Source organism: Thauera mechernichensis, from assembly GCF_029588855.1.
Taxonomy (GTDB): domain Bacteria; phylum Pseudomonadota; class Gammaproteobacteria; order Burkholderiales; family Rhodocyclaceae; genus Thauera; species Thauera mechernichensis.
The window spans coordinates 41805-56631 of sequence record NZ_JARQZE010000003.1; the positions used below are offsets into that span (position 1 = coordinate 41805).

At 67.4% G+C, this 14827-nt stretch carries 16 protein-coding genes and 1 pseudogene; 4 read left to right on the forward strand and 13 right to left on the reverse strand.

Annotation, left to right across the window (positions count from 1 at the left end; genetic code table 11):
* Positions 1-6 precede the first annotated feature (6 nt).
* On the reverse strand, positions 7-333 hold the full coding sequence (cyaY, locus tag P7F68_RS05205; RefSeq protein ID WP_277831289.1) for an iron donor protein CyaY: 327 nt from the start codon (positions 331-333) through the stop codon (positions 7-9).
* 45 nt (positions 334-378) lie between these two features.
* Between cyaY and lptM the strand changes: the two genes are divergently transcribed.
* Together lptM and lysA are read left to right on the forward strand one after the other, a co-directional pair.
* The gene (lptM, locus tag P7F68_RS05210) at positions 379-546 is read left to right on the forward strand and encodes an LPS translocon maturation chaperone LptM (protein ID WP_232431661.1); all 168 of its coding nucleotides are present in this window, start codon (positions 379-381) and stop codon (positions 544-546) included.
* Entirely contained in the window at positions 543-1823 is a 1281-nt protein-coding gene (lysA, locus tag P7F68_RS05215) for a diaminopimelate decarboxylase (protein ID WP_277831292.1), read from the forward strand. The genes lptM and lysA overlap by 4 nt, the downstream gene beginning before the upstream one ends.
* Positions 1824-1871: 48 nt before the next feature.
* Here lysA and P7F68_RS05220 read toward each other — a convergent pair whose 3' ends face one another.
* Positions 1872-2237 (reverse strand): hypothetical protein, encoded by a 366-nt coding sequence (locus P7F68_RS05220; RefSeq protein ID WP_002925787.1) that lies wholly within the window; start codon positions 2235-2237, stop codon positions 1872-1874.
* Positions 2238-2368: 131 nt separating this feature from the next.
* Between P7F68_RS05220 and dacB the strand changes: the two genes are divergently transcribed.
* Complete coding sequence (gene dacB / locus P7F68_RS05225) at positions 2369-3826, forward strand: D-alanyl-D-alanine carboxypeptidase/D-alanyl-D-alanine endopeptidase (RefSeq protein ID WP_277831294.1); 1458 nt, start codon at positions 2369-2371, stop codon at positions 3824-3826.
* Here the strand turns inward: dacB and P7F68_RS05230 are convergent.
* From P7F68_RS05230 to P7F68_RS05275, 10 genes and pseudogenes are all read right to left on the reverse strand, one after another.
* Positions 3827-4239, reverse strand: a pseudogene (locus P7F68_RS05230) (DUF4870 family protein).
* A gap of 126 nt (positions 4240-4365) precedes the next feature.
* Complete coding sequence (gene ubiD, locus P7F68_RS05235; protein WP_002943080.1) at positions 4366-5856, reverse strand: 4-hydroxy-3-polyprenylbenzoate decarboxylase; 1491 nt, start codon at positions 5854-5856, stop codon at positions 4366-4368.
* A gap of 97 nt (positions 5857-5953) precedes the next feature.
* Complete coding sequence (gene pyrF, locus P7F68_RS05240; RefSeq protein ID WP_277831297.1) at positions 5954-6778, reverse strand: orotidine-5'-phosphate decarboxylase; 825 nt, start codon at positions 6776-6778, stop codon at positions 5954-5956.
* Between the two features lie 75 nt (positions 6779-6853).
* Positions 6854-7735, reverse strand: coding sequence for a 4-hydroxybenzoate octaprenyltransferase (gene ubiA / locus P7F68_RS05245; protein ID WP_002925778.1), 882 nt, complete (start codon positions 7733-7735; stop codon positions 6854-6856).
* Positions 7732-8301 (reverse strand): chorismate--pyruvate lyase family protein, encoded by a 570-nt coding sequence (locus P7F68_RS05250; protein ID WP_277831301.1) that lies wholly within the window; start codon positions 8299-8301, stop codon positions 7732-7734. Before P7F68_RS05250 ends, ubiA begins: the two co-directional genes overlap by 4 nt.
* Before the next feature lie 92 nt (positions 8302-8393).
* Positions 8394-10412, reverse strand: coding sequence for an ATP-dependent DNA helicase RecG (gene recG / locus P7F68_RS05255; RefSeq protein ID WP_277831827.1), 2019 nt, complete (start codon positions 10410-10412; stop codon positions 8394-8396).
* A 66-nt stretch (positions 10413-10478) separates the two neighbouring features.
* Positions 10479-10859 carry a Rid family detoxifying hydrolase gene (locus P7F68_RS05260; protein WP_002925771.1) on the reverse strand — a complete coding sequence of 127 codons (381 nt, stop codon included), beginning with the start codon at positions 10857-10859 and terminating at the stop codon, positions 10479-10481.
* A 93-nt stretch (positions 10860-10952) separates the two neighbouring features.
* Positions 10953-11396: a flagellar assembly protein FliW gene (fliW, locus tag P7F68_RS05265; RefSeq protein WP_002925769.1), complete on the reverse strand. Its 444-nt coding sequence runs from the start codon at positions 11394-11396 to the stop codon at positions 10953-10955.
* 56 nt (positions 11397-11452) lie between these two features.
* A complete protein-coding gene (locus P7F68_RS05270) occupies positions 11453-12040 on the reverse strand; it encodes an SPOR domain-containing protein (protein ID WP_277831306.1) in 588 nt (195 codons plus the stop codon).
* Positions 12037-12582: a DUF2802 domain-containing protein gene (locus tag P7F68_RS05275; protein WP_277831308.1), complete on the reverse strand. Its 546-nt coding sequence runs from the start codon at positions 12580-12582 to the stop codon at positions 12037-12039. The genes P7F68_RS05270 and P7F68_RS05275 overlap by 4 nt, the downstream gene beginning before the upstream one ends.
* Positions 12583-12739: 157 nt before the next feature.
* Between P7F68_RS05275 and P7F68_RS05280 the strand changes: the two genes are divergently transcribed.
* Positions 12740-13522 (forward strand): YdcF family protein, encoded by a 783-nt coding sequence (locus tag P7F68_RS05280; protein ID WP_277831310.1) that lies wholly within the window; start codon positions 12740-12742, stop codon positions 13520-13522.
* Positions 13523-13596: 74 nt separating this feature from the next.
* Here the strand turns inward: P7F68_RS05280 and nqrF are convergent, their stop codons facing one another.
* Positions 13597-14820: an NADH:ubiquinone reductase (Na(+)-transporting) subunit F gene (gene nqrF / locus P7F68_RS05285; protein ID WP_002925765.1), complete on the reverse strand. Its 1224-nt coding sequence runs from the start codon at positions 14818-14820 to the stop codon at positions 13597-13599.
* Positions 14821-14827: the final 7 nt, after the last annotated feature.

The window sequence follows — 14827 nt, forward strand, 5'->3', positions numbered from 1 at the left end:
GCTCGCTCAGGCTTGCGGATTCAGCTGCACGGGCTGATCGGCCTGGGCGGCAACGAGGTCCGCAAGCATGGCCCACAGCTCACGGCCGTCACGCGTATTGACCCAGCTTTCACCCTGGAAGCGGAAGTGGAAACCGCCCGACTTCGCCGCAACCCAGATCTCCCGCGCGGCGGTGTGACGGTTGATGATCATCTTGCTGCCATTGTCGAACTCGAGCTCGAGGATGCCGCCCGGCTTGGGTTCGATATCGATGTCCGCCCCACACGCCTCGAGTGCGGTCTCGATGCGGGCGAGCTCGGCTTCGGCAAGGGCGTTGAATGCAGACTCTTCCATGCTGATTCCTTCTGTTAGGATTCCGGTTTTTCCAGAATGACGGCCATGCGAGCCAAACTCACCGCGATCGCGCTTGCCTGCGCGCTGCTGTCGGCATGCGGCATCAAAGGCCCGCTCTACCTGCCTGCCCCCGGCGGACAGGCCCCGGCGGGCGCCGATCATAACAAACCCATCGTCCCTGCGGACCTGCGCCCGGAACGCCTGATCGAATGAACGCCAACACCCCTGCCTGCCCCAACCTGCCGGTACCCACGCTGCAGCTGCGCGAAGGCGCACTCTGGCTCGAGGAGCGGCCGCTGGCCGACATCGCAGCGCGCTTCGGCACGCCCACCTACGTCTATTCCCGGGCCGCGCTCGAGTCGGCCTTCACGGCATGGCAAGAGGCACTCGCCGGCCGCCGCGCCCTGGTGTGCTATGCGGTCAAGGCCAACTCGAACCTGGGCATCCTGTCGGTATTCGCGCGCCTGGGCGCCGGCTTCGACATTGTGTCGGCAGGCGAGCTTGCACGCGTGCAGGCCGCAGGCGGACGTGCCGACCGCATCGTCTTCTCCGGCGTCGGCAAGACCGCAGCCGAGATGCGCATCGCCCTCGAGGCGGGCATCCGCTGCTTCAACGTCGAGTCTGCGGCAGAACTCGAGCGCCTGAACGCCGTGGCCGGCGAACTCGGCAGCACGGCACCGATCGCCTTGCGCGTGAATCCCGATGTCGACCCGAAGACCCACCCCTACATCTCGACCGGACTGAAGGGCAACAAGTTCGGCGTCGCCTTCGCCGACGCGTTCGCGCTCTATCAGCGCGCAGCGGCGCTACCGAACCTGCGCGTCGCAGGCATCGCCTGCCACATCGGCTCCCAGCTCCTCGACCCGGCACCGATGGCCGAGGCCGCACAGAAGCTGCTCGATCTGGTCGACCGGCTCGGTGCCGCGGGCATCGCCCTTGAGCACATCGACCTCGGCGGCGGACTTGGCATCCGCTACCGTGACGAGATGCCGCCGACGGTGGCCGACTACCTCGCCCCCCTGCTGGCTGTATTCGCAGGGCGCGAGGAAGAGCTGTGCTTCGAGCCCGGACGCTCCCTGGTCGGCAACGCCGGCCTGCTGCTCACCCGCATCGAGTACCTCAAGCCGGGCGAGACGAAGAACTTCGCGATCGTCGATGCCGCCATGAACGACCTTGCCCGCCCAGCGCTCTACGATGCCTGGCACGAGGTGGTCGCCGTAACCCCGCATGACGGCGACGAGCAGGTGTACGAAATTGTCGGACCGATCTGCGAAAGTGGCGATTTCCTTGCCCATGACCGCAGTCTGAAGGTCAACGCCGGCGATCTGCTCGCCATCCTGTCCGCCGGCGCCTATGGCATGACGATGAGCTCGAACTACAACACCCGCCCGCGTGCGGCAGAGGTGCTCATCGACGGCAGCGAAATGCACGAGATCCGCCGCCGCGAGACCGTTGCCGAACTGTTTGCAGCAGAACGCACGCTGGCCTGACGCAGTGGGGCCGTGCCCGCGCCGGCCCCGCTCACCCTCATCGCAGCCTCACCCCTCCATGGCGGGAACAGGGTCGGCGTCGCGCACCACCCCGGCGTCGTAGGCCTCATAGAGGGCGCGCCCAAATGCCTTCCAGGCCGGCCCACCGTGGGTATGCATGCCCACCTCCGCGCTCTGGCGCATGTTCTCGAACATCAGCTCGGAAAGCGCGAACAGCTCTCCGGTTAGCTTTTCCTGTCGAATGGGACTGCGCAGCATCTTCATCATGCAACCCGGCGTGCAGCTCAGCGCTCTCGCCGCCAGCTCACGCAGGCGCGCGGCATCCTGCCAGTCGATGCCGATTGCAATGCCGCGCTTGACGATCTCGCGCTCAAGCTCGTCCGCAGTGCGCTCGTAGTGTCCGAATCCGCTCATAATCCGATCCTTTCCGGCAAGCTGTGTGCCGCTGGTAACGCAACCCATGCTGCATTGCGTGATTTCCATTGCCTTATGTTTGCAATGCTAATCCAGTCTGCAGCCAGATCGTCAGTGAATCCGGCACGAACATGACGCATTTCCGCAGGATAAGTCTTATTTTTACGCGCATCAGCAAGACCTTCGTACTCGCGCTGATGCTCTGTGCAGCGCAACAAACCAGTGCCAGCACCACCCTGCCGGCCAGCGTGCGACTCGCACTCGACGCCGCACGAATTCCGGTGGATGCGGTTTCCATCTGGGTGCAGCCGGTCGACACCGGCGCTCAGCCTACACTGGCAGTCAACGCCGAGCGCGCGATGAACCCCGCCTCGGTGATGAAACTGGTCACCGCCTTCGCTGCGCTCGAGCAACTAGGCCCGGCGCATACCTGGCGTACCGAGATTGCCATGTCGGGGCGCGTACGCGAAGGCGTGCTGCACGGCGACCTCTTCCTCGTCGGCGGCGCCGACCCGGTGCTCGGCTATGACCGCCTGTGGAAACTGCTGCGCCGGCTGCGTGCACTGGGTATCGAGCGCATCGAGGGCGACATCGTGCTCGATGCGTCAGCGCTACGCCTGCCACCCCACGACCCCGATGCCTTCGACGGACGCGGCCTGCGCCCCTACAACAGCGGTCCACACGGCCTGTTGCTGCACTACAACACCCTGCTGCTCGGACTCTACCCGGGCAAGGGCGCCAACGAGCCGGTCACCCTTGCCGCCGAGCCGCCGCTCGCCGGCATCGTCATCGACAACCGCATCCTCACCTCCAGCGCCCCCTGCGGGACCTGGTACCGCGACCTGCAGGCCAGCATCGAAGGCGGGCGTCGACTGGTGCTGAGCGGCACCCTGCCCGCCGCCTGCGGCCCGCGCACATGGAGTGCCGCACCTCTCCCACCAGCCGAATTCGGCATCGCCCTGGTCGCCGCGCTGTGGAGCGAAGTCGGCGGACACCTGGGCGGCAGCGTGCGTGCGGGCGTGCGTCCGGCCAGCGGCACGCAACCGCTGTTCAGCGACGATTCGCCGCCCCTTGCCGAAATCATCCGCGACATGAACAAGTGGTCGAGCAACGTCATCGCGCGCCAGCTGCTGGCCAGCCTTGGGACGGCGCATCAGGACGCAGCGGACATGGTGGTCGGCGGCGCACGCGTCGCGAGCGCCCAGCTCGCCGCCGCAGGCATCGCCACCGAGGGGCTGGTCATCGACAACGGCTCCGGCCTGTCACGCATCGAGCGCATCCGCGCCGACAGCCTCGGCCGCATGTTGGTGGCGGCCTGGCAGCGTCCGTGGATGCCCGAGTACATCGCCGCGCTGCCAATGGCGGGCGTAGATGGCACGGCGCGCCGCCGCCTGGCGGGCAGCCCGGCCAACGGTCAGGCCCACATCAAGACCGGCACGCTCAACGGCGTGCGCGCGATCGGCGGCTACCTGCTCGACCGCAATGGCCACCGCCATGCGGTGGTGATGATGGTCAATCACCCTGAGGCCCACAACAGCGCCGCGGCACAGGATGCCCTGCTCGAATGGCTGTGGGCGGCAACGCCCTGATCAGTCCATCGGCAGGCCGCGCCGCTGCGTCAGCACCCACCAGCCACGCACCACGCGGTACAGGATCCACAGCCCGGCGAGCAGGATCACCAGGATGGCGAAGGGCACGCCGATCACGGTCAGCACCATCAGCACCGCCACAGCGACCCACATCACTGCGAACCAGAAGGTGCGGATCTGCCAGCGGAAGTGGCTCTCCAGCCAGGTACCGCGTACCGCCGTCTGGTTCCAGTAGTTGATGACCACCGCCGCGATCGACGGCAGGCTGGCAATGAAGCTGAAGATGATGGTCGCCGAGCCGGCCACCGCGGTGAACACCGCGAAGGCGTGCAGGGCGTACACCAGAGGGTCACCGTGACCATGTTCTCGGACGGCTGGCCGGCGGCCAGCGGGGCCGGGTGGGGGCTGTTCATCGAGGCTCCTCGTAGCGCGGACCGCGCCAAGGCGTCCGCACCGGATGGGTGGGTGGGCGAAGCGCGGACCATGCCGCGAATCCGCAGACAACGCAACTGCAAGACGCAAGCTGGCCGGTCTGCCGCCTACAGTCCGAGCTCGCCCCACATCGCGTCCACCCGCGCCTTGACTGCGTCGTCCATGACGATCGGCGTGCCCCACTCGCGGCTGGTCTCACCCGGCCACTTGTTGGTCGCATCCAGGCCCATCTTGCTGCCCAGGCCGGCGACCGGGCTGGCGAAGTCGAGATAGTCGATCGGCGTGTTATCGACCAGGGTGGTGTCGCGAGTGGCGTCCATGCGCGTGGTGAGCGCCCAGATCACCTCCTTCCAGTCACGGATGTTCACATCCTCGTCCACCACGATGATGAACTTGGTGTACATGAACTGGCGCAGGAAGCTCCAGATGCCGAACATGACGCGCTTGGCGTGGCCCGGGTACTGCTTCCTGATGCTGACCACCGCCAGGCGGTAGGAGCAGCCCTCGGGCGGCAGATAGAAATCGACGATCTCGGTGAACTGCTTCTGCAGCAGCGGCACGAAGACCTCATTCAGCGCCACGCCCAGCATCGCCGGCTCGTCGGGCGGCTTGCCGGTATAGGTGCTGTGGTAGATCGGCTCGCGGCGCATGGTGATGCGCTCGATGGTGAAAACCGGGAAGTCGGAGACCTCATTGTAGTAGCCGGTGTGGTCGCCGTAGGGCCCTTCGGGCGCCATGTCGTTCGGATGAATCACGCCTTCGAGCACGATCTCGCTCGATGCCGGCACCTGCAAATCGTTGCCAATACACTTCACCAGCTCGGTCTTGGCACCGCGCAGCAGGCCGGCGAACTGGTACTCAGAGATCGTATCCGGCACCGGCGTCACGGCACCGAGGATGGTGGCCGGGTCGCAGCCGAGCACGACCGACACCGGGAAAGGCTCGCCCGGATGCGCGCGCTGGTGCTCGAGAAAGTCCAGCGCACCGCCGCGATGCGCCAGCCAGCGCATGATCACTCTGTTGCGGCCGATCACCTGCTGACGGTAGATGCCCAGATTCTGACGCTTCTTGTGCGGCCCACGCGTCACCACCAGGCCCCAGGTGATCAGTGGCGCCGCATCCCCCGGCCAGCAGTGCTGGATCGGCAGCCTGGCGAGGTCGATCTCGTCGCCCTGCCACACCACTTGCTGGCAGGGGGCGGAACGGACCTCCTTGGGCGCCATGTTCAGCACCTGCTTGAGTACCGGCAGCTTCTCCCAGGCGTCCTTGAGGCCCTTGGGCGGCTCGGGCTCCTTGAGGTAGGCGAGCAATTTGCCGACTTCGCGCAGCGGCGTGCTCCAGTTGCCGTCGGCGACGTCCTCACCCATGCCCATCGCCACCCGTTGCGGCGTACCGAAGAGATTGGCGAGCACCGGGATGGACTGCGCTACGCCCTTGGTCACCGGCTTCTCGAACAACAGCGCGGGACCACCCGCGCGCAGCACGCGGTCGGCGATCTCGGTCATCTCGAGGTGGGTGTCGACCGGAACGGTGATGCGCTTGAGCTCGCCGCGCGCCTCGAGCTGGGAGATGAAGTCGCGGAGGTCGTCGTATTTCATGCTGGGCGTCTCGTGATGGATGCGGGCCACGGCAGGCACGGGCGCTGGTGGACGCCGCATCCGGCTGGAAGTTGCAGCCGCGGTGGCGTGCGCGCGCTCAGCGCTGGGCGTTGATCGCGTCGCGGGTGTCGAGCGCCACCTGGCGCGCGGCATCGGCGAAGTCCTCGCCCTTGCCGGCATAGAGCACGGCGCGCGAGGAGTTGATCATCAGCCCGGTGCCGTTCGCCGTGCGGCCCGCCGCGAGCGTGGCGGCGATGTCGCCGCCCTGGGCGCCGATGCCGGGCACCAGCAGCGGCATGTCCCCGGTGAGTTCGCGCACGCGCGCGATCTCGGCCGGGAAGGTGGCACCGACCACGAGGCCGCAATTGCCGCTGGCATTCCAGTCCTCGGCGACGGTACGGGCCACGTGCTCATAGAGCTTCATGCGGCCGTGCGGGGTGTCGACCTCGAGGAACTGGAGATCCGAACCGCCCGGGTTGGAGGTGCGGCAGAGCAGGATTACGCCCTTGTCGGGCCAGGCCAGATAGGGGGCGACCGAATCGCGCCCCATGTAGGGGTTGACCGTGATGGCGTCGGCCTTGAAGCGCTCGAAAGCCTCTACGGCGTACTGCTCGGCCGTGCTGCCGATATCTCCACGCTTGGCGTCGAGGATCACCGGGGTGGCGGGATGGACGGCGTGGATGTGGGCGATCAGCGCCTCGAGCTGGTCCTCGGCACGGTGGGCCGCGAAATAGGCGATCTGCGGCTTGAAGCAGCACACCAGGTCGGCGGTGGCGTCCACGATGGCCTTGCAGAACTCGAAAATGGCATCGGGTCGACCCTGCAGATGGGCAGGGAGCTTGGCAGGATCGGGGTCGAGGCCGACACAGAGCAGGCTGTCGCGCTGCTGCCAGGCAGCCTGGAGGGCGGTCATGAAGTGCATGGGCAGGTCCGGAAAGAGGCGTTCAGGCGCAAAAGGGGGCAAGCGCAAAGGAGGTTCGGGCACGACGCACGACGCTCAAGCCGCGCGCAGCAGATGGTCGAGGACGATGCCGGCAAACACGGCGGCACCGAACCAGTTGTTGTGGCGGAAGGCCTTGAAGCACGCCGCACGCTCGCGGCCGCGGATCAGGACGTAGTGGTAGCCGGCGATGCCGGCCGCGAGGACGAGGCCGAGGTAGTAGGCCGCCCCCGCCGAGATCATCCCGCCCACGACAGCCAGCAGGGCAATTGCGCCCGCGTAGCACAGCATGACCGCGGCCACGTCGAAGCGGCCGAAGGTGATGGCCGAGGTCTTGATGCCGATCTTGAGATCATCCGGGCGGTCGACCATGGCGTACTCGGTGTCGTAGGCGATGGTCCACAGGGTGTTGGCGAGCAGCATCAGCCAGGCGAGGGCGGGCACCGTGCCCTGCACCGCCGCAAAACCCATCGGGATGCTGAAGCCGAAGGCCAGGCCCAGGTAGGCCTGCGGCAGCGCGAAGAAGCGCTTGGTGAAGGGATAGCTGGCGGCGAGAAAGAGCGCGGGTATCGACATCCAGATCACCAGCGCGTCGAGCGGCAGCACAAGCAGGAAGGCAAGCACGGCGAGCCCCCCTGCCAGCCACAGCGCCTCGCGCGTGCTCACCGCACCGGTCGCCAGCGGCCGGTTGGCAGTGCGCTCGACATGGCCATCGAAGTCGCGGTCGGCATAGTCGTTGATCACGCAGCCGGCCGAACGCATCAGAAAGGTGCCGAGCACGAAGATGAGCAGGATGTGCAGCGGCGGCCAGCCCTCTGCCGCCACCCACAGCGCCCACAATGTCGGCCACAGCAGCAGCAGCGTGCCGATCGGCTTGTCGATGCGCATCAGGCGGGCATAGAGGGGCAGGCGGTCGGCAAGAGGCATCGTCTGGATCATTGCGGCAGGTCGAAAATCGCGGGCAGGAAGAACTCGCTCACCATGAGCGCACGGCCGTGAAGGCGGAACAATGAGCGCCGCCCCCACAGGTCGTGCCCGAGGACCCCGGCGCTGGCGGTGGAGGCAAGCACGGCACTTGCCCGATGATAGCGCGCGTCACGGCGGTCGAGCCGGGCGCAGGTGAGCGGCGAGCGCGCGATGGCGGGGTCGGCAAACAGCGCAGCGCCGAGCGGCCGCGCGCCGAGGCCATGGAACAGGTTCCAGGCCCCGCGCACGTTGGCGCGCGGCAGCAGGGAACGCGCGAACACCACCGGCCGCCCGTCGGCCATCAGCAGCACCTCGCGCACCCACACCCGCTCACCCGGACGCAGGCCAAGCACCGCAGCCTCGTCGCGCTGGGCCTGACCCAAGCCCTGGCGCAGCACGCGCACGGCGAAACGACCACAACGCGCCTTGATGCGGGCCGTCAGCGACGCGGGATCGGTCAGCCAGGGGCGCAGCAGCGGCGGCAGCGTGGCGCGCGGCGGCACCGGGTGCCAGGTTTCGTGGTGAATTCGGGTGCGCATGAACAGAGAAACGGACGGAGGCCGGCATTCTACCAACCTCGCAGGTCGACACCGCGCGCATGAGCACTCAGCGACACCGCGCGCATGAGTTCTCAGGCCTGCAGCAAGCCCTCACGCGCACCCAGCCAGCGCCGCATCAACGCATCTGCGCGCGCCGGCTCGTGCGCCAGCAGATGCTCGGCGAGCTCGCGTGCGGGATCGATCAGGTCGCCGTCGTCTTCCAGGCTGGCGTAACGCAGCAAGGGCACACCACTCTGGCGCGCACCCACAAACTCTCCCGGGCCGCGGATGCGCAGGTCGGCGCGTGCGATCTCGAAGCCGTCGGTGTGCTCGAAGATGACCTTCAAGCGCTCACGACCGGTCTGCGACAGGGGTTGGGCGTAGATCAGGATGCACACCGACTCCACCGTTCCACGCCCGACCCGACCGCGCAGTTGGTGGAGCTGGGCAAGGCCGAAGCGCTCGGCGTGCTCGATCACCATCAGGCTGGCATTGGGGACATCCACGCCGACCTCGATGACCGTGGTGGCTACCAGCACGTCAAGTTCGCCGGCCGCAAAGGCAGCCATGGTCGCGGACTTCTCGTCACTCTTCAGACGGCCATGGACGAGTCCCACGCGCAGCTCGGGCAGCGCCGCGACCAGCGTGTCGTAGGTCTCCTGCGCGGTCTGCAGCTGCAAGGCTTCGGACTCCTCGATGAGCGGACATACCCAGTAGGCCTGACGCCCGCCCAGGCAGGCTGCGCGCACGCGGGTGACCACTTCGTCGCGCCGTGCGTCCGACACCAGCCGGGTACGGATCGGCGTGCGCCCCGGCGGCAGCTCGTCGAGCACCGAGACGTCGAGGTCGGCGTAATGCGTCATCGCCAGGGTGCGCGGTATCGGCGTGGCCGACATCATGAGCATGTGCGGACGCTGCCCGAAGGCCCCCTTCTCGCGCAGCGCAAGGCGCTGGCGAACGCCAAAGCGGTGCTGCTCGTCGACCACCGCAAGCGCAAGCCGCGGCAGGTTGACCGGGTCCTCCAGCAGCGCATGGGTGCCCACTGCGAGAAGCACCTCGCCGCGCTGCAGGCGCGCAAGCTCTGCCTCGCGCTCACGCTTGCGCCGGCTGCCCGACAACCAGGCCAGCTCGAGACCGAGCGGCTCGAACCAGGCGGCGAGCTTGCGGTGGTGCTGTTCGGCAAGGATCTCGGTCGGCGCCATCATCGCCGCCTGCCAGCCGTTCTCGGCCGCCTGCAGCATGGCAAGCGCCGCCACCAGGGTCTTGCCCGAGCCCACGTCGCCCTGCAGCAGGCGCTGCATGGGGTGCGGCGCAGCAAGGTCCGCGGCGATCTCCGCCGCCGCCCGGCGCTGCGCGCCCGTGGGCGCAAAGGGCAGCACATCGAGCAGCGCCGCTGTCAGCGCACGCGTGTCGGGCAGGGGCACGGCCGAGCGCGCGCGACGGGCAAGGTAGGCGCGCCGCAGCGACAGCTGCTGCACCAGCAGCTCCTCGAACTTCATGCGCCGCCAGGCCGGATGCTGGCGCGACTCCAGATCCGCCGGCGAGACATCAGGTGAGGGGCAATGCAGGGCCTTCAAGGCCTCGGCAAAGCCGGGCAGGTCGAGCTGTGCCAGCCAATCGCCGGGCAGCAGCTCATCGAGGCGTTCGCTGCGCAGCGCACGCGCCACCAGCTTGCGCAAGGTCGCCTGGCCAAGGCCGGCCGTGGTGGGATACACCGGTGTGAGCGCCTCGGGCAGGCCCTCGCCGGCCTCCACCGCGCGTACGCGCGGATGCACCATCTCATCGCCGAAGAAGCCGCCCCGCACCTCGCCGAACAGGCGAACACGGCGACCGACGGCAAGCTGCTGCTTCTGCGAAGGGTAGAAATTGAGCCAGCGCGCGACCAGGGCACCTGAAGCATCGGCGATGCGTGCAACCAGCTGCCTGCGCGGCCGCAGCACCACCTCGCAGGACACCACCTCGCCCTCCACCTGGGCCGGCCAACCCGGTCGCGCACTGGCGATCGGCGTCAGCCTGGTCTCGTCCTCATAGCGCAGAGGCAGGTGCAGCAGCAGGTCGCGCGGGCCACGCAGATCGAGCTTCGCCAGGCGAGCGGCAAGCTGGCTACCCACGCCCTCCCAGCCGCGCGCCGGCTCCACTGCGCCCCCGACCCGACCCGGCCCGCCGCTGACGGGGGCTCAGTCGAGAACCAGCACCAGGTCGGCCTCGACCAGGGCGCCGCGCGGCAACTCGCGAACACCGACCGTCGCGCGCGCGGGATAGGGCTCGGCGAAGTAGCGCGTCATGATCTCGTTGACGACACCAAAGTTGGCCAGATCGGTAAGGTAGATATTGATCTTGACCACATCGGCAAAGCCCCCACCCGCAGCGGCGGCCACCGCCTTCAGGTTGTCGAACACGCGCACGGCCTGCGCTTCGACACCGTCGGCGAGCTGCATGCTGACCGGATCGAGACCGATCTGACCGGAGAGGAAAACCTGGTTGCCGACCTTTACGGCCTGCGAATACGGGCCGATCGCAGCCGGGGCATCGGGCGTGGAAATGATCTGTCTCGCCATGGGTGAAGCTCCAAGTTCGTAAAGGCCGCATTGTAACCGGCGCGCGGTGGCACACAGCCGCAGGCGCACCTGCGCTCTGCTTCAAACGCCAGGTCAGCTCTGCGCGCGCAGCGTAATCTCGCAACCCAGCTTGCTGATGACCTTCTGCAGGCCCCTGCGGGTGGCGGCATTGATGACGAGTGGCGCCATGAAGTTCGCACGCAGACCGGTGGACGCAGGCCCGGCCTCATCTTCGGCCTCCCGGCGGATGATGACCGCCACCGCGGCATCCGCGGGCTCGCTCAGTTGCAGCAGGGCAAGCTCTTCGTCGTCCAGCTCGAACTCGAAGTTGATGCCCAGACGCTCGGGACCCGTCACCGAGAACGCAACCTCGGCGTCATCGAGGCTCTGCAGCAGGAAGACGTCGGGGTCATGGCCCTCCTCATGCACCAGCGCAAAGCGGCGGCAATGCTCGAAACCCGGCAGGCCTGCGGGGAAATCGAGGACTTTCTCGTCGGCGATCTCGATGTTGCCGAAGACAGGGCTCTTGATCTGCATCTCTCACTCCTAGGTTGTTATCCGACAGGGGGCTCGCACAGCCCTTCAACGACACTTCATCTGGACCGGGGTGGCACAAGGATGCCTTCGGGCTCCCCTGCCTTGCGCAACGCAGCCTGAGCCCGCTCCGCTGCACGCCGGTCCGCAAACGGGCCGACGACGACCCGGCTCTGGATACGGGCCTCCATGCCAGCCTCCGCAAGGCGCTCGTACACCGCGAGCGCGTTGCTCACGTCCCCGAACACGCCCAGCTGGAGATATATCCCCTCTCCGCCCGGCTGCACCGCAGCCAGCGGCAGCAGCACGCCCGCCACGGGCTCGACCACGGGCACGGCGGGCGCAATGGCTGTGGACGCATCCACCTGTACCTGTGCTGGCGAATCGACAGGGCGCTCGACAACCGCACCCAGGCCGGAGGTTTCATCCGGCACGACCTTTATGTCCGCAACCGGCGTCTGCACCCGCTCGGGATCAGGCGCCACCGGCAGCGCGGACGCCACCGCGGACGGTCGGGGCTGGCGCTCACCGTAGGCAAGAAGAAGAACCCCGAGCACGACTGCCCCGGCCAAGGCCAGCCCGGCGCGGCGCAGTGCGCGACGGCGGAGCGCACCCGCCTCACCCCGAAGGCCCGGCGGCAAATTCATGAATGTCCACCCGCGCCTTTCGCCACCACGAGGACGAGTTCGGCCTCGGCCAGGGTGATCCCGCAGCGCTCGGCAATCATGCCGGCGTTGAGGCCCTGGCGCGCAAGCACCAAGGCCTCGCTGTATTCGGGCGACGAGCCAGGCTGGATGAGCTCGTGCGACTGGCGCGCGCTCAGATCATCGATGTCGGCCAGCAGGTTGGCGATCTCCTCCTGCTGGCGGGCGACAACGCCTTCGAGCGCGGCGAGCTGGCGCTGCAGATGCTGGTTCTCGAGCTGGAGCCGGAAGCGCTCGTCGTCCGCGCCGGCTTGGGCAGGCGCTGCCACGGCAGCAGGCTGCGCGCCCAGGTCCTTGCGCAGCACCGGCGCGTAGTCGACATGGTCATCATCGTCGCCCTCGTCCGGCGCAGCGCCTGTCGCAGCCCCGGGGTCACGCCCGGAGCGCCTCTCCGCCCCACCCCTCAGCGCCAGCAGAAACTGCCATGCCGCATAGCCGGCCAACACCGCCACCGCCAGCCAGAGCAACTCGCGCGGCGCCATCATTGCCCCACGACGCCGCGTAACGGCCGGAGGCCGCGGACACGGTCGCAACTTGAATGGGACGAAGGATGCGATCGAGACATGTCACTCGGCACAATTGGAATGCACGGATAATACTGCCGCCCTCCCTCACCCACAAATCACGATGGACCACGGCACGATGGACCTCGCACTCACCCCCCTGCTGTTCTGGCTCAAGAAGATCGTCGTCGCACTGGTCCTGCCGCCGCTCCTGCCCCTGCTGCCAATCGTGCTCGGCCTGCTGCTGGGCATGCGCTGGCGCCGCCTCGGCAACGCCCTGGCATGGTCCGGCGTGGCGCTGAACCTGTTGCTTATAAGCCCACCAAGCGTGAGCTGGCTGGTACGCCAGGTCGAACATGCACAAGCCCTCGAGGCGGATGCAGCCCGGCGGGCGCAGGCGATCGTGATCCTCGGTGCAGGCCGGCGCAGCCACGCACCCGAGTTCGGCGGCGAGACGGTCAATCGCCTTGCGCTCGAGCGCCTGCGTTACGGTGCGCGGCTGGCGCGCGAAACCGGACTGCCGATTCTCGTCACAGGCGGCACGGTCCGCGACGAGACTCCCGAAGCGCAGCTCATGCAGGCAGCCCTGCGCGAAGACTTCGGGCTGGAGGCGCGCTGGGTGGAGACAGCGGCGCGCGACACACGCGAGAATGCCCGCTTCTCCGCCGTGCATCTGGGTGCGGCGGACATCGACGCCGTGCTGCTCGTGACCCACGCGATGCACATGAAGCGGGCACAGGCGGAGTTCGAGGCTGCAGGCCTGGCGGTCATCCCGGCCCCCACCGCCTGGCTCGGGGGCGGCGAGGACGATGCAGGCGCCGATCAGGCTCTGCCCCTGCTGCCAAGCCAGAACACGGCCTATGCAGGCTGGTTCGCACTCCATGAACTGCTCGGCGGGCTCGCCTACCGCTGGAGTCGCTGAAGTCCAGCGCCAGGACGAAAAAAACCGGTGCGGGCAATCGCCGGCACCGGTTGTTCTTGAAGCGAAGACGCGGATCAGCCGCCGAAGTCGTCGAGCATGATGTTCTCGCGCTCCACGCCGAGGTCGAGCAGCATCTTGATCACTGCGGCGTTCATCATCGGTGGGCCGCACATGTAGAACTCGCAGTCCTCGGGCGCCGGGTGGTCCTTGAGGTAGTTCTCGTACAGCACGTTGTGGATGAAGCCGGTGTAGCCCGTCCAGTTGTCCTCGGGAAGCGGGTCGGACAGCGCCAGGTGCCACTTGAAGTTGGGGTTTTCGGCGGCGAGCTTGTCGAACTCCTCGACGTAGAAGGCCTCGCGCATCGAGCGTGCGCCGTACCAGAAGCTGATCTTGCGCTGGCTGCTCAGTCGCTTGAGCTGATCGAAGATGTGCGAGCGCATCGGCGCCATGCCAGCGCCGCCACCGATGAAGACCATCTCATGATCGGTCTCGCGCGCGAAGAACTCGCCGAAGGGCCCGTACACCGTGACCTTGTCGCCCTTCTTGAGGTTGAACACCCACGACGACATCTTGCCCGGCGGGATGTCGTCACGACCCGGCGGGGGCGACGCGACGCGGATGTTGAACTTCACCACGCCCTTCTCGTCCGGGTAGTTCGCCATCGAGTAGGCGCGGATGGTGGTCTCGTCAACCTTGGACACGTAACGCCACAGGTTGAACTTGTCCCAGTCGCCGCGGTACTCGTCCTGAATGTCGAAGTCCTTGTAGCTGACGACGTGTGGCGGGCACTCGAGCTGCACGTAACCGCCGGCGCGGAAGTGTACGTCCTCGCCTTCGGGCAGGCGCAGGGTGAGCTCCTTGATGAAGGTCGCGACGTTCGGGTTGGACTCGACCGTGCACTCCCACTTCTTCACGCCGAACACCTCCTCGGGCACCTCGACCTTCATGTCCTGCTTGACGGCGGTCTGGCACGAAAGGCGCCAGCCCTCGCGCGCGTCGCGCTTGGTGAAGTGCGACTCCTCGGTGGGCAGCATCGAACCGCCGCCTTCCTTGACGATGCACTTGCACTGCGCGCAGGTACCGCCGCCGCCGCAGGCCGAGGGCAGGAAGAGCCCGCTCTCGGCCAGGGTCTGCAACAGCTTGCCGCCGGCCGGCACGGTGATCTTCTTCTCGCCGTTGATGTCGATGGTGACGTCGCCGCTGGCGACGAGCTTTGAACGGGCAAACAGGATCACCACCGCCAGCAGCAGCACCGTGGCGGTGAACATGCCAATGCCCAGTACGATTTCCGGATTCATCTTTTCA

What these genes read in the sequence shown, in the direction of transcription:
- cyaY (WP_277831289.1), bottom strand. Translation starts at nt 333, where the DNA reads ATGGAAGAGTCTGCATTCAACGCCCTTGCCGAAGCCGAGCTCGCCCGC.
- lptM (WP_232431661.1), top strand. Translation starts at nt 379, where the DNA reads ATGCGAGCCAAACTCACCGCGATCGCGCTTGCCTGCGCGCTGCTGTCG.
- lysA (WP_277831292.1), top strand. Translation starts at nt 543, where the DNA reads ATGAACGCCAACACCCCTGCCTGCCCCAACCTGCCGGTACCCACGCTG.
- P7F68_RS05220 (WP_002925787.1), bottom strand. Translation starts at nt 2,237, where the DNA reads ATGAGCGGATTCGGACACTACGAGCGCACTGCGGACGAGCTTGAGCGC.
- dacB (WP_277831294.1), top strand. Translation starts at nt 2,369, where the DNA reads ATGACGCATTTCCGCAGGATAAGTCTTATTTTTACGCGCATCAGCAAG.
- ubiD (WP_002943080.1), bottom strand. Translation starts at nt 5,856, where the DNA reads ATGAAATACGACGACCTCCGCGACTTCATCTCCCAGCTCGAGGCGCGC.
- pyrF (WP_277831297.1), bottom strand. Translation starts at nt 6,778, where the DNA reads ATGCACTTCATGACCGCCCTCCAGGCTGCCTGGCAGCAGCGCGACAGC.
- ubiA (WP_002925778.1), bottom strand. Translation starts at nt 7,735, where the DNA reads ATGATCCAGACGATGCCTCTTGCCGACCGCCTGCCCCTCTATGCCCGC.
- P7F68_RS05250 (WP_277831301.1), bottom strand. Translation starts at nt 8,301, where the DNA reads ATGCGCACCCGAATTCACCACGAAACCTGGCACCCGGTGCCGCCGCGC.
- P7F68_RS05260 (WP_002925771.1), bottom strand. Translation starts at nt 10,859, where the DNA reads ATGGCGAGACAGATCATTTCCACGCCCGATGCCCCGGCTGCGATCGGC.
- fliW (WP_002925769.1), bottom strand. Translation starts at nt 11,396, where the DNA reads ATGCAGATCAAGAGCCCTGTCTTCGGCAACATCGAGATCGCCGACGAG.
- P7F68_RS05270 (WP_277831306.1), bottom strand. Translation starts at nt 12,040, where the DNA reads ATGAATTTGCCGCCGGGCCTTCGGGGTGAGGCGGGTGCGCTCCGCCGT.
- P7F68_RS05275 (WP_277831308.1), bottom strand. Translation starts at nt 12,582, where the DNA reads ATGATGGCGCCGCGCGAGTTGCTCTGGCTGGCGGTGGCGGTGTTGGCC.
- P7F68_RS05280 (WP_277831310.1), top strand. Translation starts at nt 12,740, where the DNA reads ATGGACCTCGCACTCACCCCCCTGCTGTTCTGGCTCAAGAAGATCGTC.
- nqrF (WP_002925765.1), bottom strand. Translation starts at nt 14,820, where the DNA reads ATGAATCCGGAAATCGTACTGGGCATTGGCATGTTCACCGCCACGGTG.